The organism is Pseudomonas sp. LRF_L74 (assembly GCF_965644255.1).
In the GTDB taxonomy this organism is placed as follows: Bacteria; Pseudomonadota; Gammaproteobacteria; order Pseudomonadales; family Pseudomonadaceae; genus Aquipseudomonas.
This window is the reverse complement of record NZ_CBFFRH010000001.1, coordinates 253,490-277,089: the sequence shown is the minus strand read 5'-3', so window position 1 is coordinate 277,089 and position 23,600 is coordinate 253,490. Positions and strand designations below refer to the sequence as shown.

The 23,600-nt window shown below is 63.6% G+C and carries 21 protein-coding genes; 8 read left to right on the top strand and 13 right to left on the bottom strand.

The window, feature by feature from the left end:
* Window positions 1-22 precede the first annotated feature (22 nt).
* On the top strand, window positions 23-1,924 hold the full coding sequence (locus ACSZPK_RS01340; RefSeq protein ID WP_437879601.1) for a M48 family metallopeptidase: 1,902 nt from the start codon (window positions 23-25) through the stop codon (window positions 1,922-1,924).
* 180 nt (window positions 1,925-2,104) lie between these two features.
* On the top strand, window positions 2,105-2,536 hold the full coding sequence (locus tag ACSZPK_RS01335; RefSeq protein ID WP_437879600.1) for a GspH/FimT family pseudopilin: 432 nt from the start codon (window positions 2,105-2,107) through the stop codon (window positions 2,534-2,536).
* An 87-nt stretch (window positions 2,537-2,623) separates the two neighbouring features.
* Here the strand turns inward: ACSZPK_RS01335 and ACSZPK_RS01330 are convergent, their stop codons facing one another.
* Complete coding sequence (locus ACSZPK_RS01330) at window positions 2,624-3,184, bottom strand: NADPH-dependent FMN reductase (RefSeq protein WP_437879599.1); 561 nt, start codon at window positions 3,182-3,184, stop codon at window positions 2,624-2,626.
* A gap of 222 nt (window positions 3,185-3,406) precedes the next feature.
* Here ACSZPK_RS01330 and ACSZPK_RS01325 point away from each other — a divergent pair, with 222 nt between their 5' ends.
* On the top strand, window positions 3,407-4,360 hold the full coding sequence (locus ACSZPK_RS01325) for a phospholipase D family protein (RefSeq protein ID WP_437879598.1): 954 nt from the start codon (window positions 3,407-3,409) through the stop codon (window positions 4,358-4,360).
* 37 nt (window positions 4,361-4,397) lie between these two features.
* Here ACSZPK_RS01325 and ACSZPK_RS01320 read toward each other — a convergent pair whose 3' ends face one another.
* Entirely contained in the window at window positions 4,398-4,712 is a 315-nt protein-coding gene (locus ACSZPK_RS01320; protein WP_437879597.1) for a DUF2388 domain-containing protein, read from the bottom strand.
* A gap of 175 nt (window positions 4,713-4,887) precedes the next feature.
* Between ACSZPK_RS01320 and ACSZPK_RS01315 the strand changes: the two genes are divergently transcribed.
* The gene (locus ACSZPK_RS01315) at window positions 4,888-5,826 is read left to right on the top strand and encodes a 2-hydroxyacid dehydrogenase (protein WP_437879596.1); all 939 of its coding nucleotides are present in this window, start codon (window positions 4,888-4,890) and stop codon (window positions 5,824-5,826) included.
* 169 nt (window positions 5,827-5,995) lie between these two features.
* Here ACSZPK_RS01315 and ACSZPK_RS01310 read toward each other — a convergent pair whose 3' ends face one another.
* Genes ACSZPK_RS01310 through ACSZPK_RS01300 form a run of 3 tightly spaced genes read right to left on the bottom strand, consistent with a single transcriptional unit; the run spans window position 5,996 to window position 9,062 of the window.
* On the bottom strand, window positions 5,996-6,292 hold the full coding sequence (locus tag ACSZPK_RS01310) for a DUF2845 domain-containing protein (protein WP_437879595.1): 297 nt from the start codon (window positions 6,290-6,292) through the stop codon (window positions 5,996-5,998).
* Window positions 6,292-8,571, bottom strand: a complete 2,280-nt coding sequence (gene ptsP / locus ACSZPK_RS01305) for a phosphoenolpyruvate--protein phosphotransferase (RefSeq protein ID WP_437879594.1) — start codon at window positions 8,569-8,571, stop codon at window positions 6,292-6,294. Before ptsP ends, ACSZPK_RS01310 begins: the two co-directional genes overlap by 1 nt.
* Window positions 8,572-8,582: 11 nt before the next feature.
* Window positions 8,583-9,062 (bottom strand): RNA pyrophosphohydrolase, encoded by a 480-nt coding sequence (locus ACSZPK_RS01300; RefSeq protein ID WP_437879593.1) that lies wholly within the window; start codon window positions 9,060-9,062, stop codon window positions 8,583-8,585.
* Between the two features lie 236 nt (window positions 9,063-9,298).
* On the opposite strand from ACSZPK_RS01300, the gene ACSZPK_RS01295 reads away from it, so the two are divergent.
* A complete protein-coding gene (locus tag ACSZPK_RS01295; protein WP_437879592.1) occupies window positions 9,299-9,952 on the top strand; it encodes an HAD family hydrolase in 654 nt (217 codons plus the stop codon).
* Between the two features lie 228 nt (window positions 9,953-10,180).
* On the opposite strand, the gene ACSZPK_RS01290 is transcribed toward ACSZPK_RS01295, so the two are convergent.
* The 3 genes from ACSZPK_RS01290 to ilvA form a co-directional block, all read right to left on the bottom strand.
* Window positions 10,181-10,645: a DUF2269 family protein gene (locus tag ACSZPK_RS01290; protein WP_437879591.1), complete on the bottom strand. Its 465-nt coding sequence runs from the start codon at window positions 10,643-10,645 to the stop codon at window positions 10,181-10,183.
* A gap of 159 nt (window positions 10,646-10,804) precedes the next feature.
* Window positions 10,805-11,245 carry a DUF2269 family protein gene (locus ACSZPK_RS01285; protein WP_437879590.1) on the bottom strand — a complete coding sequence of 147 codons (441 nt, stop codon included), beginning with the start codon at window positions 11,243-11,245 and terminating at the stop codon, window positions 10,805-10,807.
* A 23-nt stretch (window positions 11,246-11,268) separates the two neighbouring features.
* A complete protein-coding gene (ilvA, locus tag ACSZPK_RS01280; RefSeq protein WP_437879589.1) occupies window positions 11,269-12,783 on the bottom strand; it encodes a threonine ammonia-lyase, biosynthetic in 1,515 nt (504 codons plus the stop codon).
* A 185-nt stretch (window positions 12,784-12,968) separates the two neighbouring features.
* On the opposite strand from ilvA, the gene rpiA reads away from it, so the two are divergent.
* Complete coding sequence (rpiA, locus tag ACSZPK_RS01275; RefSeq protein WP_437879588.1) at window positions 12,969-13,643, top strand: ribose-5-phosphate isomerase RpiA; 675 nt, start codon at window positions 12,969-12,971, stop codon at window positions 13,641-13,643.
* A gap of 476 nt (window positions 13,644-14,119) precedes the next feature.
* On the opposite strand, the gene ntrC is transcribed toward rpiA, so the two are convergent.
* The 5 genes from ntrC to glnA form a co-directional block, all read right to left on the bottom strand.
* Window positions 14,120-15,556, bottom strand: coding sequence for a nitrogen regulation protein NR(I) (gene ntrC, locus ACSZPK_RS01270; protein ID WP_437879587.1), 1,437 nt, complete (start codon window positions 15,554-15,556; stop codon window positions 14,120-14,122).
* A gap of 2 nt (window positions 15,557-15,558) precedes the next feature.
* A complete protein-coding gene (glnL, locus tag ACSZPK_RS01265) occupies window positions 15,559-16,638 on the bottom strand; it encodes a nitrogen regulation protein NR(II) (protein ID WP_437879586.1) in 1,080 nt (359 codons plus the stop codon).
* Between the two features lie 211 nt (window positions 16,639-16,849).
* A complete protein-coding gene (locus ACSZPK_RS01260; protein WP_437879585.1) occupies window positions 16,850-17,476 on the bottom strand; it encodes a DUF4124 domain-containing protein in 627 nt (208 codons plus the stop codon).
* Window positions 17,477-17,489: 13 nt separating this feature from the next.
* Window positions 17,490-18,029 (bottom strand): DUF4124 domain-containing protein, encoded by a 540-nt coding sequence (locus ACSZPK_RS01255; protein WP_437879584.1) that lies wholly within the window; start codon window positions 18,027-18,029, stop codon window positions 17,490-17,492.
* Window positions 18,030-18,400: 371 nt separating this feature from the next.
* Window positions 18,401-19,807: a glutamate--ammonia ligase gene (gene glnA / locus ACSZPK_RS01250; RefSeq protein ID WP_437879583.1), complete on the bottom strand. Its 1,407-nt coding sequence runs from the start codon at window positions 19,805-19,807 to the stop codon at window positions 18,401-18,403.
* 330 nt (window positions 19,808-20,137) lie between these two features.
* Between glnA and thiI the strand changes: the two genes are divergently transcribed.
* Entirely contained in the window at window positions 20,138-21,592 is a 1,455-nt protein-coding gene (gene thiI / locus ACSZPK_RS01245) for a tRNA uracil 4-sulfurtransferase ThiI (RefSeq protein ID WP_437879582.1), read from the top strand.
* A 131-nt stretch (window positions 21,593-21,723) separates the two neighbouring features.
* Window positions 21,724-23,541, top strand: coding sequence for a translational GTPase TypA (typA, locus tag ACSZPK_RS01240; RefSeq protein WP_437879581.1), 1,818 nt, complete (start codon window positions 21,724-21,726; stop codon window positions 23,539-23,541).
* Window positions 23,542-23,600: the final 59 nt, after the last annotated feature.

Below are 23,600 nucleotides of genomic sequence, written 5' to 3'. Positions count from 1 at the left end.
CCCATCCGGTTCTGGGATCGCTATGAACTTCTTCGAACAACAGGACCGCGCCAGGCGTAATACCGGCCGGCTGGTGTTGCTCATGACCCTGGCGGTGGTCAGCCTGGTCGCGCTGGCCACCATTGCCCTGATCGTTGCCCTGCAATTCGCCGACATGCACGTCCGGCCAGGCCCCGAACTGGTCATGTATGTGGCGGCTGTGGTGATTGGCGTGGTGCTGCTCGGCGGCCTGTACAAGCAGGCCCAGCTTGGCGGTGGCGGCGCCAGGGTCGCCGAGCGCCTGGGTGGGCGGCTGGTCAACCTGGAGGCGAAAAGCCCCGAGGAGCGGCGTTTGCTCAATGTGGTCGAGGAAATGGCCATTGCCTCGGGCACGCCGGTGCCACCGGTGTACCTCCTCGACGACGACGCGATCAATGCCTTCGCCGCCGGCCTCACGCCGCAGAACGCGGTGATCGGCATCACCCGTGGCGCCGTGCAGGCGCTGAGCCGCGAAGAGTTGCAGGGCGTGATCGCCCATGAGTTCAGCCATATCTTCAACGGCGACATGCGCCTGAATATCCGACTGGTGGCGATCCTGCACGGCATCCTGCTGATCGGCCTGATCGGCGAGGCCATCGTGCGCAGCCTGGGCCATTCATCCTCCAGCCGCTCGAATCGCTCCTCGGAGCGCAATGGCAATGCCGGCCTGGCCCTTGTACTGGCCGGTGTCGCCCTGGTGGTGCTGGGCTACGCAGGTACGTTCTTCGGCAACCTGATCAAGGCGGCGGTCAGCCGCCAGCGCGAGTTTCTCGCCGATGCGTCGGCGGTGCAGTTCACCCGTAACCCGGACAGCATTGCCGGCGCGCTGAAGAAGATCGGCGCCACGGTCGCGGGCTCGCAGTTGCGGGACCGTCACGCGGCCGAGTTCAGCCACCTGTTCTTCGGCGCCGGTACCCGCCAGTCCCTGAGCGGCATGATGGCGACCCATCCGCCGCTGGAGGAACGTATCCGGCGCATCGAGCCGGGCTGGGACGGCACTTTTCCAGCGTTCCGCGCAGCGCACCTGGCGCCCGAGAACGCCGCTGCCGACACGCGGATGCAACAGGCGCTCGGTGTCGCCGTGGCGATGAGCGCGGCGGTCTACAACCCGGTTGCGATGGATCGCTCGATCAGTGCGATCGGCGATCCGCAGGCCACTCACTTGCAATACGCCCGGCAGGCCCTCGATAGCCTGCCCGCGTCGCTGAAGAGCGCCGCCCACAGTACCATCGGCGCCCAGGCGCTGGTCCTCGGCCTGCTGCTGCAGCGCGAGCCCGAGTTGCTGGCCACACAGCTCGAATTGCTGCGTCCGGAAATCGAGCCGGCGCTGTTTGGCGTCCTTGGCAGCTTGCGTGGCGAACTGCTCAGGCTTGAGCCTGGTCAGCGTTTGCCTCTGCTGGACCTGGCGATTCCGGCCCTCAAGCAATTGCCGGCTGCGGAAGTCGCCCGCCTGAAGGCCAATCTGCTCCTGCTGATCAGGGCCGATGGCCAGGTCGAGCTGCTGGAGTGGACGCTGCTGCGCATCGTCGAGCGTAATATCGAGCCACCGCGCCGGCATACCGCCAAGTATCACCTGCTGGAACTGGCCGACGACGTGGCGCTGCTGCTCGGCGCACTGGCCCGCGCCGGCCATGGCGATACGCAACAGTGCCGTGAGGCGTTCATTGCCGCCAGTGCGCAATTGCCGTTCGAGTCGCTGCCGCTGCGCCAGGGGGAGGGGGTAAAAGGCCTCGACCTGGCCCTCGATCGCCTGGCAGGGCTACAGCCGTTGCAGAAGCCGCAATTGCTCCAGGCCATGGCTGTGTGTGTGACGCATGACGGCCGCATCGGTGCCGCCGAAGCCGAGCTGGTGCGTGCCGTCGCCGATACCATCGGTTGCCCCATGCCGCCTTTGCTCGCCGCTTGAGGCGCGTGCCCTAACCCGCGCAGGTGTGTAACGAAGCAACTTCATGTCGGCCTGTATCGGTATCGTTACCGGTCGGAATCATTCTTAAGGGAACGCCCCGTCTATCATCGGCGCCAGTCTTCGAATCCGAGTGGTATCGATGTGAGCACGGGCAGGACACTGGCCGGGGAAACGAGGGTCGTGGTCGCCTTGCTGGCGATTATTGTGGCCATCGCCATACCTGGCATGGGCGAGCGGCTACGACGCAATGCCATCCATGCCTCGAGCAACGAGCTGTATGGCCTGCTGCAGTACGCACGTGAACAGGCGATCAGCCGGGGGCAGCGCATCACGGTCAGTGCTTCGGCCAGCGATGCCTGGGCCGGCACGCTGGAGGTCGAGACTCGCGACGGGAGTGTCTTGCGCCATCGCGATGGTCTGGGTAACGCGCACATCCAGGCTCGCGCTACCGGCCAGGCAGTGAGCACACTCAGCTTCTACTCCAACGGCGGCAGCAACGGCAGCACGGTCATCACCCTGTGCCATAGGGCTTCGACCAGAACGCTCGGCAAGTCGATCGAGATCGCCCGCAGTGGTGAAGTCTCCGCACCGAAGGACGCCACATGTGGATGAAGCGTGCGACGGGCTTCGGGCGGGGCATACGGCAGGCACGGAATGCCGCCGGCTGGACGACGTTGCTCGTCCAGCCGCCTGCCGACGTTACGGCTTGGCGTTGGTCTCGACCCAGCGCGCAAAGGTGTCGATGAACTTCTGCAGGAAACCCTTGATGCTGTCGTTGGGCTTGCCGCTCTCATCGAAGAAATTGCCGGCGCCGCCCAGGTAGGATTCCGGCTGTTGCAGCACCGGCATGTCGAGGAACACCAGGGACTGGCGCAGGTGATGGTTGGCACCGAAACCGCCAATGGCGCCGGGCGAGGCACTGACCACTGCCGCTGGCTTGCCGCTGTAGGCGCTCTGGCCGTAGGGGCGCGAGCCGACGTCGATGGCGTTCTTCAGCGGCGCCGGCACCGAGCGGTTGTACTCGGGGGTGACGAACAGCACCGCGTCGGCATCCTTCAACTTCTCGCGAAAGGCGGTGTAGGCAGCGGGTGGCGGGCTGACATCGATGTCTTCGTTGTACAGCGGCAGGTCGCCGATCTCGACGATTTCCAGCTTCAGCGAGGGCGGCGCCAGCTCTGCCAGCGCCAAGGCCAGCTTGCGGTTGATCGACGCCTTGCGCAGGCTGCCGACGATAACGGCGACGTGATGGACCTTGCTCATGGTGACTCCTTGCCAGGTTGGGATAGGAAACGGAACAGGAATGGGACCGGAGCGGGCAACTATAGTGCCGTTTTGCCCGGCTCGTCCTGCGCGGTTGTGTTGCGGTTGGCACGGCCATCGTAATTGCCTCGCTCCGAGCATCCATGGTCTCGGGCTGGATGCCATTGGCCGCCGGGCGTATCCTCGGTTCTTCGCCGATCACCCCGATAATCCGGAGCCCCCATGCAGATCCTCGATGAACAGCGCAGCCTCAAGCAGTATCTGAGCGAGGTGCGCGATCGGCGAATCACCCTGGTATCGGCCTTCGCCAGTGACACCGAGGCCCTGCTCGATACCCTGCTGGCCAACGGCAACCGCCTGGACCTGCTGGTCGGCACCAGCAACTCCTTCACCTCGCCCGCGTTCATCGAGCATTGCTTGCTGCATGGCGGCACGGCCCTGCGGCTGGCGGTGGATTTCCGCTATCAGGCCAGCATCCACTGGAACCTGTGCCTGATCGAGCCGAACCAGGTCCTGCTGGGCAGCGCCAATTTCACCGATATCGGCATGGGCCTGAGCCGCGATACCTGCGTGGTGATCGAAGATGCCGCGCTCTATGCGCAGTATCTGCAGAAAATCGCCGTCCTCAACGCCGCGCCCGGCGTGCTGGTGTGCAGTGACGCGCCGGCTTTCGAGGCCGCGCTGGAAGACTACACCCTGACCCACCGGCGCATGCAGGCCGGCCTGGCGCGGACCTCGGAATACGCCGATGGCGAGAGCTGGCTGGGCGACGAGTCGAACCAGAGCCTGCCGTTGTTCATCTGGTACAGCGACCATGCCCGCCAGTCGGAGGTCCAGGCCCAGCGCTACCTGGCCAGCAGTGGCGACGGCGAAGGCTGGGACGAGGTCCGGGAGTTCTTCACCTACGAGTGCGCCGAGGGCGCGTTGCCTTATGAGGAAGGCGACGTGGTGCTGACCGCACGTTGCAACGGTTCGAACATCGGTTTCTACACCTTCGACCGCATCCTCTATCGCGACGGCATGTACTACATCTACGCCTATCGCAAGAAGCGCTACACCCAGCCGTTCAAGCTCGACGCGATCAAGGATCGGCTGAAGGAGCGTATCCCGACCTGGTATGAAGAGAGTCGTACGGCGCTGGAGCGGGCACAGCTGGTCAGGCTGCTGCAGAGCTGAAGGGCGCCTCGCATCGTCGAAGCGCCGCTGGGTGAGATCACTGTGCGGCTGGCTCCGCGATCAGGATCGCCTGCGCCAACTCGGCATCGCTGGCCTGCAGGCCGGGGTTGTCACTGCGTACACGATCCAGCGCGGCCTCGAGGTAAGCGCCACGAACCTTGCCATCGCTGGCGACGAAGGCCCCGGCGTCGTCCTGGGCGGCGACGATCAGCTTGTGGTCCTTGAAGGTGACGTAGGTCGAGGCAGTGGTCGCGCCGGAAGACAGGATGTTGCGCACGGTGTTGTCGGCCATGGCCGATCCGAGCGGCAGGCACAGGGCCGCGAAAGCGAGGCAGGTCAGTGAACGGCGCATGGCATGTTCCTCATCGTTGGTAGCCTGAACATATGATTGAGCCGCAGTGTTTGGAGTTCCAACCATCGCGCGGGCCATGGGGCAGGACCTGACGAGCCAAGTGCGGCACAATGCAGGCGACCCTTGCGCTGGGCGGCTGCTCCAGCTTGCCGTCCCTCGCCCGACAGGAGGCTTCATGAGCAAAACCCGTATCTTGCAGGTCGGACCGCTGACCGAACGCTTCAACCAACGCATCGCCCGCGAGCATGACGTCACGCCGCTGTGGCAGCAGGCCGATATTCCTGCGTTCCTCGCCGAGCAGGGCGCCTCGTTCGAGGTCGTCGCCACGTCTGCCCGTGCCGGCTGCAAGGTCGAGCTGATCGATGCATTGCCCAACCTCAAGGCGATCTGCAGCTTCGGCGTCGGCGCTGACTCCATCGCCGTAGCCGAGGCGCGGCAGCGTGGCATCCAGGTCAGCGTCACCCCCGACGTGCTGAACGATTGCGTCGCCGACCTGGCCATCGGCCTGCTGATCGACACGGCACGCCAACTGCCGGCGTCCGACCGCTTCCTGCGCGAAGGCAAGTGGCTGTCGGGCAACTACCCGCTGACGCGCAAGGTCAGCGGCAAGAACCTGGGCATCGTCGGGCTCGGTCGCATCGGCAAGGACATCGCCAAGCGTGCCGCTGGCTTCGATATGAGCATCCGCTATCACAACCGCCGCCAGGACCCGGAGAGCGCCTACGGCTATGAAGCCGACCTGCTGGCGCTGGCGCGTTGGGCCGACTTCCTGGTGCTGGCCTGTCCGGGCGGCCCGGCGACGCGCCACCTGATCGACGCCGAGGTGCTGGCCGCGCTGGGGCCGCAGGGCATCGTGGTGAACATTTCCCGGGGCACGGTGATCGACGAGGCGGCGTTGGTCGCTGCCTTGCAGAGCGGCGCCCTGGGCGGCGCCGGCCTGGACGTGTTCGAGGCCGAACCGAAGGTGCCCGAAGCGCTGTTCGCCATGCCCAACGTCGCGCTGATGCCGCATATTGGCAGCGCCACCGAGGAAACCCGCCTGGCCATGGAAAACCTGGTGTTCGACAACATCCGGGCGTTCATCGACAACGGTGAAGTGCTGACGCCACCGTAGGCGAGTTAGGGGCAGGAGCGGCCACAAACCACAGCCGGTTGAAATACTCGTCATTCCCGCGAAGGCGGGAATCCAAAAGACTCGAAGCATCTGGGCTCCCGCCTTCGCGGGAGTGACGGCAAACCGAAACGCCCGCTCCTGCCTCATTTCAGCCTTTAAAACTGACCACTCAACGCCGTGTTTCGATCGTGCTCAGGCTGTCGTTGGTGAAGCGCAGGTAGGCGCGGCTGCCGTTGCCGCGGTCGTAGATCCAGTTCTCGACCTTGACCGGATTGCCGCGCAGCTTGCCTTTATCGTGGTTGAGCACGGGCTCTTCCACGTGCCGCTCCAGCGGCTCGCCGCATATGCGTTGCACCTCGTGGGTCGAGTCGCCTTCGTTGACGAGCCCGGTGCCGCAGCGCAGGGTCGAGGCGTGTGCGTTGGTTGCCAGCAGCGAGAAGGCGAGGAGGCTGGCGAGCCGTTTCATCAGGACTGGATGGTCGCCGCCGGGTTGATCACCCGGCCCAGGCCCAGGTTGCGCAAGGCGAGGTGCAGGGTGCTGTGGATAACCTGTGGGTTGTCCATCCGCATGATCTGCGCCAGCAGCTCCTTCGCCTTGCTCATGCTGATCTGGCGCAGCAGCCATTTCACCTTGGGCAGGTTGGTGGCGTTCATCGACAGGCTGTCGAAGCCCATGGCCAGCAGCAGTACCGCTGCGGCGGGATCGCCGGCCATCTCGCCGCAGATGCTCACCGGCTTGCCTTCCACGCGCGCGCCCTCGATGACCAGTTGCAGCGCATGCAGCACGGCCGGGTGCAGGAAGTCATAGAGGTCGGCGACGCGCGGGTTGTTGCGGTCGACCGCCAGCAGGTACTGGGTCAGGTCGTTGGAGCCGACCGAGAGGAAATCGACCTGGTGGGCCAGGTCGCGCACCTGGTACACGGCGGCGGGAATCTCGATCATCAGGCCGATAGGCGGCAATGGTACGTCGACGCCTTCGTCGCGCACTTCGCCCCAGGCCCTGTGGATAAGGTGCAGCGCTTCTTCCAGTTCCTGGATGCCGGAAATCATCGGCAGCAGGATGCGCAGGTTGTTCAGGCCTTCGCTGGCCTTGAGCATGGCGCGTACCTGGACCAGGAAGATTTCCGGATGATCGAGGGTGATGCGGATACCGCGCCAGCCGAGGAAGGGGTTGTCTTCCTTGATCGGGAAATAGGACAGCGCCTTGTCGCCACCGATGTCCAGGGTACGCATGGTCACCGGCAACGGATGGAAGGCCTCCAGTTGTTCGCGGTAGATCGCCAGTTGTTCCTTCTCGCTGGGGAAGCGCTCGCCATTCATGAACGGCACTTCGCTGCGATACAGGCCTACGCCTTCGGCACCGCGCTCCTGGGCGCGCATCACGTCGGCCAGCAGGCCGGTGTTGACCCACAGCGGCATGCGGTGGCCGTCCAGGGTCTCGCAGGGCAGTTCGCGCAAGGCGCTGAGCCCTTGGGAAAGCTGGCGCTCTTCCTCGACCACCTCGGCGTACTGCTTGCGCAGCAATTCGCTGGGGTTGGTGAAGACCTCGCCGTGGTAGCCGTCGACGATCAACTGGATGCCGTCGACCTTGGAGTAGGGCAGGTCGACCACGCCCATCACCGTGGGGATGCCCATGGCGCGGGCGAGGATCGCCACGTGGGAGTTGCCCGAGCCCTGCACCGAGACCAGGCCGACCAGCTTGCCCTCGGGCACTTCGCCGAGCATCGCCGGCGACAGCTCTTCGCTGACCAGGATGGTGTTGTCCTGGTAGATGAGGTTCTGCTTGCGTTCTTCCTGCAGGTAGGCGAGCAGGCGCCGGCCGAGGTCCTTGATGTCCGAGGCGCGTTCGCGCAGGTAGGCGTCGTCCATCAGCTCGAAACGCTTGACGTGGTCGTTGACCACCTGGCGCAAGGCACCCTGGGCCCACTGGCCGGTCTTGATGATGGTGGTCACTTCGCTGCCCAGGGAGGCGTCGTCGAGCATCATCTGGTAGACATCGAACAGCGCGCGTTCTTCCGGGCGCAACTGGCTGGCCAGCTTGGCCGACAACTGGTGCATGTCGGCACGCACGCCTTCCAGGGCGTTCTTGAACAATTGCAGTTCGGCGGCGACATCGTCGATGGTGCGGTCCGGCACCACTTCCAGGTCCGCAGGCGGCAGCACCACCACCGCGGTGCCGACCGCCGCGCCCGGCGCACCGGGCACGCCGACGAAGCGCGTTTCCTGGATGCCCTTGCCGAGTTTGCCCAGGCCACGGATCGAACCGGTCGCCTCGGCGTGGGCAATGACGCCGGCGAGCTGAGCGCTCATGGTCACCAGGAAGGCTTCTTCGCCTTCGTCGAACTGGCGGCGGTCCTTCTGCTGGATGACCAGGACCCCCATCACCCGGCGATGGTGGATGATCGGCGCGCCGAGGAACGAGGCATAACGCTCCTCGCCGGTCTCGGCGAAGTAGCGGTAGCGCGGGTGGTTGGCGGCGTGTTCGAGGTTCAGCGGCTCTTCACGGGTGCCGACCAGGCCGACCAGGCCTTCGTTCGGCGCCATGCTGACCTTGCCGATCGAGCGCTTGTTGAGGCCGTCGGTGGCCATCAGCACGAAGCGATTGGACTCCGGGTCGAGCAGGTAGACCGAGCAGACATGGCTGCCCATGGCCTCCTTGACCCGCTGCACGATGATCGTCAGCGCCGCCCTCAGATCCTTGGCGGCGTTCACTTCCTGGACGATCTTGCGCAGCGTGTTGAGCATGCTCGTTTCCGTCAGTCGCGCGCCAACAGGCGCGGTGCGAGTTCCTTGAGTGCGCGCCGGTAAACCTCGCGCTTGAATGTCACAACCTGGCCCAGCGGGTACCAGTAGCTGACCCAGCGCCAGCCGTCGAACTCCGGCTTGCCGGTCAGGTCCATGCGCACCCGCTCTTCGGAGCCGGTCAGGCGCAGGAGAAACCATTTCTGCTTCTGCCCGATGCACAGCGGCTGGCTGTGCGTGCGCACCAGGCGCTGGGGCAGACGGTAACGCAACCAGCCACGGGTGCAGGCGAGAATCTTCACGTCCTGCTGCTCGAGGCCCACCTCTTCATTCAGTTCCCGGTACAACGCCTGCTCCGGGGACTCCTGCGGGTTGATCCCGCCTTGCGGGAACTGCCAGGCATCCTGGTTGATCCGGCGCGCCCACAGGACCTGGCCGAAATCGTTGGTCAGGATGATGCCGACATTGGGGCGAAAACCATCGGAATCGATCACGGGCCACCACCTAGAGTTCATTGACGTTGCGGGGGCATCGGGATTTTGACGAAACATGCGATTCGTCGAAGCATCGATGACTCTGGCAAAAGGCCAACAGCCCCCGGCAACGCGAGTTCCGGCATTGTTCCACAAAGCTCGCGATAGCGGCAACGCAGGCTCATGCGGAATGGGAAAGACCGGTCAAAGCCGTTATCCTGCCCGGCTCCGATGTCTGGCAAAAAGAGGAAGGCTACGTGGCTCTGGCTCTATTCGATCTCGACAATACCCTGCTTGGCGGCGACAGCGATCATGCCTGGGGCGACTGGCTGTGCGAGCGCGGCATTCTCGACGGCGTCACCTACAAGGCGCGCAACGATGCCTTCTATCAGGATTACCTGGCCGGGCGCCTGGATATCGCCGAGTACCTCAATTTCACCCTGGAGATTCTCGGCCGTACCGAGATGAGCCAGCTCGAAGCCTGGCATGCCCAGTTCATGAGCGAATGCATCGAGCCGATCATCCTGGCCAAGGGCCAGGCCTTGCTCGATGAGCACCGCCAGGCCGGCGATACCCTGGTGATCATCACCGCCACCAACCGTTTCGTCACCGCGCCGATTGCCGCGCGCCTGGGCGTCGAGCACCTGCTGGCGACCGAATGCGAAATGGCCGGCGGTCGCTACACCGGGCGCACCACCGACGTGCCGTGCTTCCGTGAAGGCAAGGTCACCCGCCTGAACCGCTGGCTCGCCGAACAGGGCCTGAGCCTGGAAGGCGCCAGTTTCTACAGCGATTCGATGAACGACCTGCCGCTGCTGGAGCAGGTCAGCCGCCCGGTGGCGGTCGACCCGGATCCGAAACTGAATGCCGAGGCGCTCAAGCGCGGTTGGCCGGTGATTTCGCTGCGTTAAGTCAGTGTTCGCGCGACTGATCCAATGGGTGTGTGACTGCATTGAGGCCGAAGCGGACGTTCAAGATCATTAACCGTCACTCCCGCGAAGGCGGGAGCCCAAATAAAAAAGCGCTTCTGGGTTCCCGCCTTCGCGGGAATGACGGCTAAACACACCGTGCAAGAACGATAATCGCGTGAACGTCCGCTCCTGCCTCGAAGCCGTCATTCAAGCTGAGCGGGAGCACGCCTAGAGCGGCTTGCCGACCATCATCCAGAAAATCACCATGAAGGCGATGAATGCCGGCCAGCCAAGGGCGAACCACCATTTCATATAGAAGTAGGCACGGGCATCGAGTGGCTGGGCGTTCTGCCTTGCCTGTTCGGCCAGGTCGCGCACGCGAATCTGCAACCACACCACTGGCAACCAGCAGGCGCCGGCGAAGACGTACAGCACCACGCTGGCCAGCAACCAGAACTGGTTGAGCGGCCAGCCGGCCATGTGCGCCAGCCACAAACCACTCAGGGGCTGGAAGATCGCCGTGGTGGCGATGAACAGCCAGTCGGCGGTGACCAAATGGCGGAAGGTCGCCGCAATGACCTCCAGGTTGCGGCTGCGCCAGGCGCGCCAGGCATAGTAGGCCGAGCCCAGGCCGGTGCCGAATAGCAGGGTCGAGGAAAGGATGTGCAGCATTTTCAGGAACAGGTAACTCATCGACGTGCCTTGTCATACGCCGGCGCTGCCAGCGCACCCCTGGCCGTTCGCAGGGCGCGCTGTCGTTGTAGGTGGCGATGATCTCGTGACCTGTTGCGCTCAGGGCTGACAGCAGGTGGTGCCCGATGAAACCGCAGGCGCCGATCAGCAGGATGCGCATCAGACGGGTTTGGCACCCATCACGGCGAACAGTGCCAGCAGCAGGGCCAGGATCACCCCGGCATAGGCCAGGGTGAAGCGCAGCAGGCGCGGCGAGGCGGCTTGCCCGGCCAGGGCCTGCCAGTCGCCCAGGCGCCCATGCAGGAGAAAGCCGAACAGTATCAGCAAGGCGAACAGGGCGCTGCCGAGCAGCAGCCACAGTTGGCTCAACGGCCAGCCGGCGATGTGTACCAGCCACCAGCCGCTGACCGGCAGGCTCAGCGCCACCGCGCCCATGGCCGGCAGGCTGTAGCGTCGGGTGACACGCAGCTTGCGCGCGAGTACGGCGGGGTCGGCGTTGCGCCGGGCCTTCCAGATCATGAAGGTGTGCGCTGGCAGGCCCAGTAGCAGGAGCACGGCCGGTAGCCAGTGCAGAACCTTGATCAGTGTGTAGTGTTCCATTCGTGCCTCCGGATTGCGGTCTATCAGCCCAGGAACAGGCGATAGGCCGGGTTGTCGCTTTCGTCCCAATAGGGATAGCCGATGCTATCGAGGGCGGCCGGGATCAGATGACGCTCATCTTCCGGCACTTGCAGCGCGGCGAGTACGCGACCGTCCGCCGCACCATGGTTGCGGTAGTGGAACAGGGTGATGTTCCAGCGCCCGCCAAGCTTGGTCAGGAAGTTGAACAGCGCGCCCGGGCGCTCGGGGAATTCGAAGCGGAACACGCGCTCGTTGGGCACCGCTGCCGCATGCCCGCCGACCGTGTGGCGGATGTGCAGCTTGGCCAGTTCGTTGTCAGTCAGGTCGAGCACCGGGAAGCCCTGGCTGCGCAGGTTATCCACCAGCGCCTCGCGCGGATCGTTCTCCGGATGGGTCTGCACGCCGACGAAGATATGCGCTTCGCTGTTGGTGTGGTAACGGTAGTTGAACTCGGTGATCTGGCGCTTGCCGATGGCCTCGCAGAAGGCCTTGAAGCTGCCCGGTTGCTCCGGGATGGTCACGGCGATGATCGCTTCGCGCTTCTCGCCCAGTTCGGCGCGTTCGGCGACGTGGCGCAGGCGGTCGAAGTTGATGTTGGCGCCGGAGTCGATGGCCACCAGGGCCTGGTCCTGGATACCTTCGCGCTCGACGTACTTCTTGATCCCGGCCACGGCCAGGGCGCCGGCCGGTTCGGTGATCGAGCGGGTGTCGTCGTAGATGTCCTTGATCGCCGCGCAGATTTCGTCGGTGCTGACGGTGATCACTTCGTCGACGTGTTCCTTGCAGATGTCGAAGGTGTGCTGGCCGATCTGTGCCACCGCCACGCCGTCGGCGAAGAGGCCGACCTGCGGCAAGACCACGCGCTCGCCGGCGGCCAATGCCTGCTGCAGGCAATTGGAGTCGTCCGGTTCGACGCCGATGACCTTGGTCTGCGGGTACAGGTACTTGACGTAGGCGGCGATGCCGGCGATCAGGCCGCCGCCGCCGACCGGCACGAATACCGCGTGCAGCGGGCCCTGGTGCTGGCGCAGGATTTCCATGGCCACGGTGCCCTGGCCGGCGATCACGTGCGGGTCGTCGTAGGGGTGGATATAGGCCAGGCCCTTTTCCTCGACCAGCTTCAATGAATGGGCCAGTGCCTCGGGGAAGGCATCGCCATGCAACACGACTTTGCCGCCACGCGAGCGCACGCCCTGGACCTTCAGTTCCGGGGTGGTACGTGGCATGACGATGGTCGCTTTCACGCCCATGTGCTTGGCGGCCAGGGCCAGGCCCTGGGCATGGTTGCCGGCGGAGGCGGTGACCACGCCACGGGCGCGCTCTTCGTCGCTCAGTTGCGCCAGCTTGTTGTAGGCGCCGCGAATCTTGAACGAGTACACCGGCTGCAGATCCTCGCGCTTGAGCAGGATCTGGTTGCCCAAACGCTCGGAGAGCTGGCGGGCGGGTTGCAGCGGGGTTTCCACGGCGACGTCATAGACGCGCGAGGTGAGGATCTTCTTCACGTACTGTTCGAGCATGGCAGGCATCGCAGGCGGTTCACGGTAGGCCGTCGAGTCTACCCCAGCGCTCCCGGACGCGGCCACCGACAGTCGGCACGAAAGACAGTGAAACAGTGGGGCTTTTCGATGAAACGCAGCCGTTGCCGCGCACGCCTGGCTATAATCCGCGCCTTTCCGTTTCTCCTTGAGGCGCAGAGTTCGCGATGACCCAGGATCAGCTCAAGCAGGCCGTGGCCCAGGCCGCTGTCGACCACATTCTCCCGTTCCTCGACAGCAAGAGCGTGGTTGGCGTCGGCACAGGCTCCACCGCCAACTTCTTCATCGATGCATTGGCCCAGCACAAGATGGTCTTCGACGGCGCGGTCGCCAGCTCCGAGGCGACCGCCGAGCGCCTGAAGAAACATGGCATTCCGGTGTACGACCTGAATACCGTCAGTGAGCTGGAGTTCTATGTCGACGGTGCCGACGAGAGCGACGGGCACCTGAACCTGATCAAGGGCGGCGGCGCCGCACTGACCCGCGAGAAGATCGTCGCGGCGGTGGCCAAGCAGTTCATCTGCATCGCCGACGCCAGCAAGCTGGTGCCGGTGCTCGGCGCCTTCCCGCTGCCGGTGGAGGTGATTCCCATGGCGCGCAGCCACGTGGCCCGGCAACTGGTGAAACTGGGCGGCGATCCGGTCTACCGCGAGGGCGTGAAGACCGACAACGGCAACATCATCCTCGACGTGTTCAATATGCAGATCACCGACCCGGTGACGCTGGAGCGCGAGATCAACGCCATCGTCGGCGTGGTCACCAACGGCCTGTTCGCCGCGCGTCCGGCCGATCTGCTGTTGCTGGGTACGGCGCAAGGCGTGAAAACACTCAAGCGCGACTGAGAGCCTGTTCGCGAGATTGTCTAACAGGCCGTTGAAAAACGTAGGCGAGGCAGGATGGCCGAGGCAAAAACCACCGAAAAAGCGCAGTTTACGTATTGTAAATGAGCATTTTGAGGCGGTTTTTAACGAAGGCCAGCCAACGTAGGTAGTTTTTCAACGGCCTGCTAAATGACTGCATCAAGGCAATTGTGAATACACGTCGCAGCCGGTTGGGAGCCTCGAAGGCGGGACAGCGGCTCCAGCGCTGAACAGCGCTTGAAACCAGAAGACTCAAAGCATCTGGGCTCCCGCCTTCGCGGGAGTGACGGCTAAACACACCGCGTAGGAGCGGTTATCGCACGAATGTCCAGCCCTCGACCGCTTCAATAACGCTGACGCCTGAGATCGTGAACGGGTCGTGAGGCTCGGTCGATACAAGAACGCCGTTTCTTCCTTGCGGGAGAAACGGCGTGTTTATTGTGCGCCGCGGGGTGCGCTCAGGCCTCGTCATCCCCGTCGTCGTCGCCGCCATCGATATTCATCCCCAACTCCTTGATCTTGCGCGTCAGGGTGTTGCGACCCCAGCCGAGCAGCAGGGCGGCATCGCGGCGGCGGCCGGCGGTGTGCTTGAGCGCGGTCTCGATCATGATCCGCTCGAAGGCCGGCACGGCGATGTCGAGCAGGCTGGACTGGCCGCGTCCCAGGGACTGGTCCGCCCACTGGCGCAACGCCTGTTCCCAGTTGGCCGCTGGCGCGCTTTCCTGGGGCTGGGTCAGCAGTTCCGGCGGCAGGTCATCGATATGCACCTCGCGACCGGAGGCCATGACCGTGATCCAGCGGCAGGTGTTCTCCAACTGGCGCACGTTGCCCGGCCATGACAGGTGCTTGAGGTAGTCCTCGGTCTCGCTTTTCAGCAGCTTGGGTTCGACCGCCAGTTCCTGGGCGGCGCGGCCGAGGAAGTGGCGAGCGAGGGTCGGCACGTCTTCGCGGCGATCCGACAGGCGCGGAATGTGGATGCGAATGACGTTGAGGCGATGGAACAGGTCTTCGCGGAACTTGCCGGCATGGACCAGGGTTTCCAGGTTCTGGTGGGTGGCGGCGATGATGCGCACGTCGACCTTTACCGGTGTGTGCCCGCCGACCCGATAGAACTCGCCGTCGGCCAGCACGCGCAGCAGGCGGGTCTGGGTGTCGGCCGGCATGTCGCCGATTTCGTCGAGGAACAGGGTGCCGCCATCGGCCTGTTCGAAGCGCCCACGGCGCTGGTTGGCCGCGCCGGTGAAGGCGCCTTTCTCATGGCCGAACAGTTCCGACTCCATCAGGTCCTTGGGAATCGCCGCCATGTTCAGCGCGATGAACGGCGAGGTCGCGCGCGGGCTGTGGCGATGCAGGGCGTGGGCAACCAGTTCCTTGCCGGTGCCGGATTCACCATTGATCAGCACGGTGATGTTGGAGTGCGACAGGCGGCCGATGGCGCGGAACACCTCCTGCATCGCCGGCGCTTCGCCGATGATTTCCGGCGTGCGTGCCTGTTGTGCCGGTGCTTCCAGGCCTTGCTGTTCCTGGGCGTGTTGCAGGCCGCGCTTGACCAGCGACACCGCTTCGTCGACGTCGAACGGCTTGGGCAGGTATTCGAAGGCACCGCCCTGGTAGGACGCCACCGCGCTTTCCAGGTCGGAATGGGCGGTCATGATGATCACCGGCAGGCGCGGGTGCATTTCGCGGATGCGTGCCAGCAGGTCGAGGCCGCTGGCGCCGGGCATGCGGATGTCGGAGATGATCACGTCCGGTTGCTGGCGGCTCAGCTTGGCCAGCACGCTGTCGGCACTGTCGAAGCTCTGGGTGGCCAGGTTTTCCTGTTGCAGGGCTTTTTCCAGGACCCAGCGGATGGAGCGGTCGTCATCGACAATCCAGACGGTTTCGGTACGGCTCATGGTTACAGGGCTCCTTGTTCCAGGGGTAGGAAGATCGAGAACACGGTGTGGCCGGGATGGCTCTCGCATTCGATCAGACCCTGATGCTGGCTGATGATGTTCTGGGTGATGGCCAGGCCGAGGCCGGTGCCGTCAGCGCGGCCGCTGACCATGGGGTAGAAGATGGTTTCCTGCAGTTCCAGCGGGATGCCCGGGCCGTTGTCGATGATTTCCATCTTCGCCACCAGGCGATGGCGCGTGTGGCCGATGGTGAACTGGCGCAGGGTGCGGGTACGCAGGCTGATGCGGCCCATGCGCAGGTCGCTTTGCCCGGCCAGGGCCTGCATGGCGTTGCGCACGATGTTGAGCACGGCCTGGATCATCTGCTCGCGGTCGATCAGCAGGTCGGGAATGCTGGGGTCGTAGTCGCGTATCAGGGTCACGCTGCCCTGGCTTTCCGCCTCGATCAGGCTGCCGACGCGTTCCAGCACTTCGTGGATGTTGGTCATCGCCAACGACGGCAGCTTGTTCGAACCGAGCATGCGGTCGACCAGGTTACGCAGGCGGTCGGCTTCTTCGATGATGACGTTGGTGTAGTCCTTCAGGCCTTCTTCCGGCAGCTCCCGCGAAAGCAGCTGCGCGGCGCCGCGAATGCCACCGAGCGGGTTCTTGATCTCGTGGGCGAGGCCGCGCACCAGCAGTTTGGTGGTTTCCTGCTTGGACAGTTGCGCCTCTTCCTTGGTGATCCGCAGCAGACGGTCGCGCGGGTGGACCTCCAGCAGCAGGTAGGTCATGCCCTGGTTGAGAATCGGCGTCACCGCGTAGTCGACGGTCAGGGTGTTGCCGCTCAACGAGGTCACCTGCGCCTCGCGCTTGGTGAACGGGTGGCCTTGGTCTACCGCCTGGCGTAGCGAGGTCAACGCTTCGGGGGATTCGGTGAACAGCTCGCTGATGAACTGGCCATGGCTGCGCTGGCCGCTGACGGCCAGGAGCATTTCCGCCGCCGGGTTCATGTACTCCAGGCGCAGGTCGCCATTGAGCAGAATCGTGGCAGTGGTCAGGTTGTCCAGCAGCAGCCGGTGCAGTGCGTCGTTTATGGTCATGGGCAGGGCATCCAGGAATGGATGGGAAAATGCAAAAAGCAAACCAAAGCCCCGAAAAGACGCGTGATGTTCCCGTATTCGCTGCTTTCAGGCGCAGTGAGCGCATAACGGTGCGAACCAGAACGGGGGCGATAAACGAAAGTGGTGCGCCATTTTGCACATTTTTGGTGCGCGCGGGCGATTGCGGGGCTCGACGGCTGGTGGCCGGCCTTTATATGAACGGTACGAAGGGGATGTCGCTGGGCGGTTCCGGCTTGTCCTTCAGCGGGCATTCGGGGCGTACGCCGTAGTCGTCAAGTTGGCAGGGGTTGTTGCGGCGTTTGTCGCTCAGGGTGGTCTGGCGGATATGGAATGGCTGGCTGGGCGTGCGCTCGATGATCCGGCCATTGGCGTCGATGATCTCGGCCGACAGTTGATGGGTGCCGCGCTCGACATTCTCCAGCGGGAACACCGGGCTGCGGCTGCCCTCGTTGACCGGCGTGCCGTCGAGCAGCAGGCGATAGCGATGTTCCGGCAGCAGGCTCGGCTCGCTGATCAGGGTGACGATCAGTTTGCCGTCGTCGATGCGCAGGGTGGCGTCTGGTTCGGGGATCAGTATGCGCAACAACTGGTAGACCTGTATCTGGATCGCCGGTGGCTGGGGTGTGTCCGGTGTGCTGTAAGGCGAAGGGCCGGGAGGTGGCATGGCGTTCGACGGTGCCATTTCCAGGCGCTTGGCATTGCCGGATGGGGGCTGGTCGGTGAAGACGCGATTGCCGTCGGCGTCGATGTAGGTATAGACGCCGGCCTGTACGGAACAGGCCAGGCAGAACAGGCAGGCGAACAGCAGACGGTGCATAGGGTCTCGCGGGTCAGTTGGCGCGGCGGGCGGGAGCGTTGACGCTGGTGCGTTGCAGGGTGAAGGTCACGGTCGGGCTTTGCTGCACGGGCTGGCTGCCCTGGCGCACTTCCACCGCCAGGCTGTGCTCGCCCCGGTCCGCCGTGGAAACCTGCAGTTGCGTGCTGGCGCTGGGCGCGCCGTAAGGTTTGCCGTCGAGCAGCAGTTGCAGGCTGTGGCCGGGCTGCAGGTCGGGCTGGATGTCCACCTGCACCACGAAGGTGCCATTGTTGACCCGCAGTGCTTCATCGTTGGGGATATTGCTCAGTTGCAAGACCCTGTAGGCCTGGGCCGGGATCATCCCGCTGCTCTCGCTGCCGCTGCCGGTGGCATGGCTGGCGGAGCTGGGAGGCTGCACGGTATTGGTCGGTGGCAACTTGACGGTCTCGACGTTCTTGCCTTCCGGAGGCTGGTTGGTGAACACCGTATTGCCCTTGGCGTCGGTGTACTTGTAAATCTCGGCGGTTGCCGACAGTGAAATCAGGCACAGCAGACAAGCGGTCAGCACGCGCATGGGAGCACTCTCCTGGTGAATGCCGCTAAGCCTTGCATCTGCACGCAGGACTGGCAAGCAGGTAGCCCTTGCAGCGTGCGTTCGTGCAAAGGATTGGGCGATTGCTTTGAGGTAGGAGCGGACGTTCGTCATCCCCCGTCATTCCCGCGAAGGCGGGACAGCGGCTCCATCGCTGAACAGCGCTTGCGCTGGCCCGAAGGGGAATGATCCAGAAGCGTCTTTTATCTGGGTTCCCGCCTTCGCGGGAATGACGTCTGAACACACCGCGTAAGAACAGGTATTGGACGAATATCCGTTCCTGCCTCAACGTCGATACCCAAAACGGAAAAGGCCTCCCGAAGGAGGCCTCTCTCAATGGCGCGTGGCCGGGATCAGACGCTGTAGTACAGGTCGTATTCCAGCGGGTGCACGAAGGTGCGCACCTTGATTTCTTCTTCGGACTTCAGGGCGATGAAGGCATCGATGAAGTCGTCGGAGAACACGCCGCCCTTGGTCAGGAACGCGCGGCCCTTGTCCAGTTCTTCCAGCGCTTCTTTCAGGCTGCCGCACACTTGCGGGATGTTGGCAGCTTCTTCCGGCGGCAGGTCGTACAGGTTCTTGTCGGCGGCATCGCCAGGGTGGATCTTGTTCTGGATGCCGTCCAGGCCGGCCATCAGCAGGGCGGCGAAGGCCAGGTAGGGGTTGGCGGCCGGGTCCGGGAAGCGCGCTTCGATGCGGCGGGCTTTCGGGCTCGACACGTACGGGATACGGATCGAGGCGGAGCGGTTGCGCGCCGAGTAGGCCAGCATCACTGGTGCTTCGAAGCCCGGAACCAGGCGCTTGTAGGAGTTGGTCGACGGGTTGGTGAAGCCGTTCAGGGCCTTGCCGTGCTTGATGATGCCGCCGATGAAGTACAGCGCGGTTTCCGACAGGCCGGCATAGCCTTCGCCCGCGAAGGTGTTCTTGCCTTCTTTGGAGATGGACATGTGTACGTGCATGCCCGAGCCGTTGTCGCCGTACAGCGGCTTCGGCATGAAGGTCGCGGTCTTGCCGTAGGCATCGGCCACGTTGTGTACGCAGTACTTCAGGGTCTGGGTTTCGTCAGCCTTGGCGACCAGGGTGTTGAACTTCACGCCGATCTCGTTCTGGCCGGCGGTCGCCACTTCGTGGTGGTGAACTTCGACGGTCAGGCCCATTTCTTCCAGGGCGTTGCACATGGCGGTGCGGATTTCGTGGTCGTGATCGACTGGCGGAACCGGGAAGTAGCCACCTTTGACGCCCGGACGGTGGCCTTTGTTGCCGGTCTCGAAGTCAGCGTCGGTGTTCCAGGAAGCCTGCTCGGAGAAGATCTTGAACATCGAGCCGGAGATGTCGGACTTGAATTTCACTTCGTCGAAGACGAAGAACTCGGGCTCCGGACCGACGAATACGGTGTCGCCGATACCGGTGGACTTGAGGTATTCCTCGGCGCGCTTGGCGATGGAGCGCGGGTCGCGGTCGTAGCCTTGCATGGTGCTCGGCTCGATGATGTCGCAAACCAGGATGACGGTCGGTTCTTCGGTGAACGGGTCGAGAACCGCGGTGCTGTCGTCAGGCAGCAGGATCATGTCGGAGGCTTCGATGCCTTTCCAACCGGCGATGGAGGAACCGTCGAACATTTTGCCGACTTCGAAGAAATCGTCTTCGAGGGCGTCACGGGCTGGCATGGTCACGTGCTGTTGTTTGCCCTTGGTGTCGGTGAAGCGCAGGTCAATCCACTTCACGTCGTGTTCTTTGATCAGTTGTTGCGTCTTCGACATGGTGTCCTCCGGAAATATGGGAGCGTTTGACGGATGCTCCCTGGATACGGGTCAAGCCGGGCGGATGGTCCGCCAGAGCTCACTGCCTCACAAGGGAGCAAATTGCATGCCAGTGCCCTGGAATGGGCGCAAGGCCTCAAAGACAGGCTTTGCAGGGGGCATTGCCATGCTGGCTGGATGGTGGGTGATTCATTTTGGTGCTTGTTATCGATGCTTCGCACCATTTTGTTGCGCTCTGGTAGGTGATCATTGTTTTTGGTCAAAGCTTGAACAATTTCCGCTATACTCCGCGCCCCTGTTTTTCGACGCCTCGTGTGGGCACTGTTCTCCATGAAACTGATCGTCAAAGTCTTCCCGGAAATCACCATCAAGAGCCGGCCGGTGCGCAAGCACTTCATCCGTCAGCTCGGGAAGAACATCCGCACCGTCCTGCGCGATCTCGATCCTGCGCTGCGGGTCGATGGCGTGTGGGACAACCTTGAAGTGGAGACCGCGATCGAGGACCCGAAAGCGTTGCAGCAGATGATCGACCGTCTGGTCTGTACGCCGGGCATCGCCCATTTCCTGGAGATCAACGAATACCCGCTGGGCGATTTCGACGACGTGCTGGAGAAGTGCAAGCTGCACTACGCCGAGCAACTGCCGGGCAAGGTCTTCGCCGTACGCTGCAAGCGTGCCGGGACCCACAGTTTCACCTCGATGGAAATCGAGCGTTATGTCGGCAGCCAACTGCGCCAGCAATGTGGCGCCGCCGGTATCGACCTGAAGCAGCCGCAAGTCGAAGTGCGCATGGAAATCCGCCATGAGCGCCTGTTCGTCATCCATCACCAGCACGACGGCATCGGCGGGTATCCGCTGGGCTCGCTGGAGCAGACCCTGGTGCTGATGTCCGGCGGTTTCGACTCCACCGTCGCCGCCTACCAGATGATGCGTCGCGGCCTGCTCACCCATTTCTGCTTCTTCAACCTCGGTGGCCGAGCCCACGAGCTGGGCGTGATGGAAGTGGCCCATCACCTGTGGCAGAAATTCGGCAGCTCGCACCGCGTGCTGTTCATCAGCGTGCCGTTCGAGGAAGTGGTCGGCGAGATTCTCGGCAAGGTCGACAACAGCCAGATGGGCGTGGTGCTCAAGCGCATGATGCTGCGTGCCGCCACGCGTATCGCCGAGGAGCTGCGCATCGACGCGCTGGTGACCGGCGAGGCGATTTCCCAGGTGTCGAGCCAGACCCTGCCGAATTTGTCGGTGATCGACTCGGCTACCGACATGCTGGTGCTGCGCCCGCTGGTGGCCAGCCACAAGCAGGACATCATCGACACCGCCTACGAAATCGGCACCGCCGAGTACGCCAAGCACATGCCCGAGTATTGCGGCGTGATCTCGGTGAACCCGACGACCCGGGCCAAGCGCTCGCGCATCGAATACGAAGAAACGCAGTTCGACATGGCCATCCTCGAACGCGCCCTGGCGCGCGCCACGCGGATGACCGTGGACCGGGTGATCGACGAGCTGGGCAAGGACCTGCAAGTCGAGGAAGTCAACGAAGCGCTGCCGGGGCAGATCGTCATCGACATCCGCCATCCCGATGCCAGCGAAGACGAGCCGTTGCAGCTCGACGGCATCGACGTGCAGGCCTTGCCGTTCTATGCGATCAACAGCCGTTTCAAGGACCTGGATGGCAACCGCCAGTACCTGCTGTATTGCGACAAGGGCGTGATGAGCCGCCTGCATGCGCACCATCTGCTGAGCGAGGGGCATGCCAATGTGCGCGTCTATCGCCCGAGCTAGAACCACGCGGCTTCTCGCCGAAGTCCGACGCAGGCGGCCTCCCGACTGACCGGCGGATTAACCCCTTGTTCATCCTGGCTGCGTAACGTGCGCTGCCAACGACTTCAGAATCATTAATCGAGACCACCTCCGTGATCGAAAATCTCCGCAACATCGCCATCATCGCCCACGTCGACCATGGCAAGACCACCCTCGTCGACAAACTGCTGCGCCTGTCCGGCACCCTGGATCGCAAAGAGCTCGAAAACGAGCGTGTGATGGACAGCAACGACCAGGAAAAAGAGCGCGGCATCACCATCCTGGCGAAGAACACCGCGCTGAAATGGAACGGCTACGACATCAACATCGTCGACACCCCCGGCCACGCCGACTTCGGCGGTGAAGTCGAGCGCGTGATGTCGATGGTCGACTCCGTGCTGCTGGTCGTCGACGCCCAGGACGGCCCGATGCCGCAAACCCGTTTCGTGACCCAGAAGGCGTTCAAGGCCGGCCTGCGTCCGATCGTCGTGGTCAACAAGATCGACCGTCCGGGCGCACGCCCTGACTGGGTCATCGACCAGATCTTCGACCTGTTCGACAACCTCGGCGCCACCGACGAGCAACTCGACTTCCCGATCGTCTACGCCAGCGCCCTGAACGGCATCGCCGGCATGGACCACGAGAAGATGGACGACAACATGGATGCCCTGTTCCAGGCCATCGTCGACCACGTGCCGGTGCCGAAAGTCGATGCCGAAGGCCCGTTCCAGATGCAGATCTCGCAGCTGGACTACAACAGCTTCCTCGGCGTGATCGGCATCGGCCGTATCGCCCGTGGCAAGATCAAGGCGAACAGCCCGGTCACCGCGATCGACGACGAAGGCAAGAAGCGCAACGGCCGTATCCTCAAGATCATGGGCCACTCCGGCCTGCAGCGCGTCGAAGTGCAGGAAGCCCAGGCCGGCGACATCGTCTGCGTCAGCGGCATGGAAGAGCTGTTCATCTCCGACACCCTGTGCGATCCGCAGAACGTCGAGGCCCTGCCGGCCCTGACCGTCGACCAGCCGACCGTGAGCATGACCTTCCAGGTCAACGACTCGCCGTTCGCCGGTAAAGAAGGCAAGTTCGTCACCAGCCGCAACATCAAGGACCGTCTGGACAAAGAGCTGCTGCACAACGTGGCCCTGCGCGTCGAGCAAGGCGACTCGCCCGAGAAGTTCAAGGTCTCCGGCCGTGGCGAGCTGCACCTGTCGGTACTGATCGAGAACATGCGCCGCGAAGGCTTCGAACTGGCCGTCGGCCGTCCGGAAGTGGTGATCATCGAGAAAGACGGCGAGAAGCAGGAGCCGTACGAAAGCGTGACCATCGACATCGAAGAGCAGAACCAGGGCTCGGTGATGGAGCAGATGGGCCTGCGCAAAGGCGATCTGACCAACATGATCCCCGACGGCAAAGGCCGTATCCGCCTGGAATACACCATCCCGGCGCGTGGCCTGATCGGCTTCCGTAACAACTTCCTGACCCTGACCTCGGGTACCGGCATCCTGACCTCGACCTTCAGCCACTACGGCCCGATCAAGGCCGGCGAAGTCACCAACCGCCAGAACGGCGTACTGGTCTCGATGGCCACCGGCACTGCCCTGACCTACTCGCTGGAGACTCTGCAGAGCCGCGGCAAGCTGTTCCTCGGCCCTGGCGACGAAATCTACGAAGGCCAGCTGTGCGGCATCAACAGCCGCGACAACGACCTGGTGCTCAACCCCACCAAGGGCAAGAAGCTCGACAACATGCGTGCTTCGGGTAAAGACGAGGTCATCGCCCTGGTTCCGCCGATCCGCTTCACTCTGGAGCAGGCGCTGGAATTCATCGCCGAAGACGAGTTGGTGGAAGTGACGCCGAAGTCGATCCGCCTGCGCAAGAAACTGCTGAACGAGAACGACCGCAAGCGCTACGAGCGCTCCAAGGTCTGATCCGAGTCAGCCATGAAAAAGCCCCGCCAGAGTGATCTGGCGGGGCTTTTTCTTTTGGC

Coding starts and splice junctions, on each gene's coding strand:
- ACSZPK_RS01340 (WP_437879601.1), top strand. CDS start 23: ATGAACTTCTTCGAACAACAGGACCGCGCCAGGCGTAATACCGGCCGG.
- ACSZPK_RS01330 (WP_437879599.1), bottom strand. CDS start 3,184: ATGAGCAAGGTCCATCACGTCGCCGTTATCGTCGGCAGCCTGCGCAAG.
- ACSZPK_RS01325 (WP_437879598.1), top strand. CDS start 3,407: ATGCAGATCCTCGATGAACAGCGCAGCCTCAAGCAGTATCTGAGCGAG.
- ACSZPK_RS01320 (WP_437879597.1), bottom strand. CDS start 4,712: ATGCGCCGTTCACTGACCTGCCTCGCTTTCGCGGCCCTGTGCCTGCCG.
- ACSZPK_RS01315 (WP_437879596.1), top strand. CDS start 4,888: ATGAGCAAAACCCGTATCTTGCAGGTCGGACCGCTGACCGAACGCTTC.
- ACSZPK_RS01310 (WP_437879595.1), bottom strand. CDS start 6,292: ATGAAACGGCTCGCCAGCCTCCTCGCCTTCTCGCTGCTGGCAACCAAC.
- ptsP (WP_437879594.1), bottom strand. CDS start 8,571: ATGCTCAACACGCTGCGCAAGATCGTCCAGGAAGTGAACGCCGCCAAG.
- ACSZPK_RS01290 (WP_437879591.1), bottom strand. CDS start 10,645: ATGAGTTACCTGTTCCTGAAAATGCTGCACATCCTTTCCTCGACCCTG.
- ACSZPK_RS01285 (WP_437879590.1), bottom strand. CDS start 11,245: ATGGAACACTACACACTGATCAAGGTTCTGCACTGGCTACCGGCCGTG.
- ilvA (WP_437879589.1), bottom strand. CDS start 12,783: ATGCTCGAACAGTACGTGAAGAAGATCCTCACCTCGCGCGTCTATGAC.
- rpiA (WP_437879588.1), top strand. CDS start 12,969: ATGACCCAGGATCAGCTCAAGCAGGCCGTGGCCCAGGCCGCTGTCGAC.
- ntrC (WP_437879587.1), bottom strand. CDS start 15,556: ATGAGCCGTACCGAAACCGTCTGGATTGTCGATGACGACCGCTCCATC.
- glnL (WP_437879586.1), bottom strand. CDS start 16,638: ATGACCATAAACGACGCACTGCACCGGCTGCTGCTGGACAACCTGACC.
- ACSZPK_RS01260 (WP_437879585.1), bottom strand. CDS start 17,476: ATGCACCGTCTGCTGTTCGCCTGCCTGTTCTGCCTGGCCTGTTCCGTA.
- ACSZPK_RS01255 (WP_437879584.1), bottom strand. CDS start 18,029: ATGCGCGTGCTGACCGCTTGTCTGCTGTGCCTGATTTCACTGTCGGCA.
- glnA (WP_437879583.1), bottom strand. CDS start 19,807: ATGTCGAAGACGCAACAACTGATCAAAGAACACGACGTGAAGTGGATT.
- thiI (WP_437879582.1), top strand. CDS start 20,138: ATGAAACTGATCGTCAAAGTCTTCCCGGAAATCACCATCAAGAGCCGG.